We start from the raw sequence: 1253 nt of genomic DNA, 5'->3' as shown, positions 1-1253 counted from the left end.
CTTCGAAAAGCAAACACGGGAATTCTGGCGAATCCCACTACTGGTACATCAACACATAAGTGCCAAAGCCGATAGCTTTGGACACCAGTTCATCAGGATGCAAACCACACAAAGGTGGCGCTGCATCGATTCCGAGCTGGGCGTAGGGAGCGACCGTGAAGCTAGACTTCTAGTTCTGTATAGACTTGACTTGGGGATAGGCTGGGTAGCCTAGCCAACGTCGAGCAGACCGAAGCCTAAGCCGAAACCGGTGGACCGCGAGGATGTGCGGTCGAAAGAAATGCCGATGTAAATACGCATTCGGTTGGCAAAATTGCGGGTTGGGAAACCGTACCTGTACTCAGTGGTACCGATAATTCCCAGGGCACGCCAAGCGAACTGGCCAGCGACTGGCATATCAGACAATGATCCGAATCATGTTGATGGTTCGAATCGCTATCGCCGGAAGATTCTGGACGATCGGGATCCGCCGCTGCGTCTTCGTCATCATGATGATGATGGCAGCATTGCGAACAAGCCGAAGTGGTGTCCTCGCAGGAAACCGTGTCCTCATAGGAAACACTGGCTTTCGCGTGAGAATGCCCGTCGCAGGTGGCCACATGCAACCACGCCGGTGCATGCCCGAAGACAATTGCACAGCACAGGATGCTCGTTAGAAGTGGCCGAACTAGCGCAGACATCGCCGACGTATTTTCATTGAAGGAGGTGAGTTGCAAAATGGTCCGACCAAAGATCATTGCTGGTGTTACGATGACCACATAAAATCGGTTCGTCAAGTCGATGACAAAAAAAAGATCTAACCTTGTCGACCGATGGATGATGTGGGCCGTGAGCCGTGAGGCCAATGTCATCTACTTTCGTAGTGGGACTCGCCAGAGTTCCTAGTGCTTCAACAGATAACGCGGGAATTGTGGCGAATCCCACTACGGGAACATCACCCGGTTCGCGTCCAAGTCGATGGCATTGGCCGTAAGGCATCGGGGAATGCGTGCTTGGGACCCGGCCGCTCACGCGTCGCGGCTCAGTAGTTCAATGCGCCCAATGACTCCCGCCTACCTGCTTGGGATGCCAGGAAGAATGAATTTCACATGAATAAGGAAGAGCAATTCCGTTGAATTCGGTGTTGGAAGCCTTTACTCGGTGAACACTTGAGATTGACATGTCGTAGGGCTTGAGAATAATAAGACAACATCCTTGGTCGGACCGTTGAATTATTGAGTGTGGACTTATCGAGTATCGATAAGGTCGCGCCG

At 52.3% G+C, this 1253-nt stretch carries 1 protein-coding gene; it reads right to left on the bottom strand.

Translation table 11 applies throughout. The annotated features are described in order from the left end of the window. Positions 1-236 precede the first annotated feature (236 nt). Positions 237-680, bottom strand: a complete 444-nt coding sequence (locus RMSM_RS17880) for a DUF2946 family protein (RefSeq protein WP_040767866.1) — start codon at positions 678-680, stop codon at positions 237-239. Positions 681-1253: the final 573 nt, after the last annotated feature.

Source organism: Rhodopirellula maiorica SM1, assembly GCF_000346295.1.
In the GTDB taxonomy this organism is placed as follows: Bacteria; Planctomycetota; Planctomycetia; order Pirellulales; family Pirellulaceae; genus Novipirellula; species Novipirellula maiorica.
Note: the sequence above shows the minus strand (reverse complement) of the source record. Positions and strands in the feature narration are given on the sequence as shown.

What these genes read in the sequence shown, in the direction of transcription:
- RMSM_RS17880 (WP_040767866.1), bottom strand. Translation starts at nt 680, where the DNA reads ATGTCTGCGCTAGTTCGGCCACTTCTAACGAGCATCCTGTGCTGTGCA.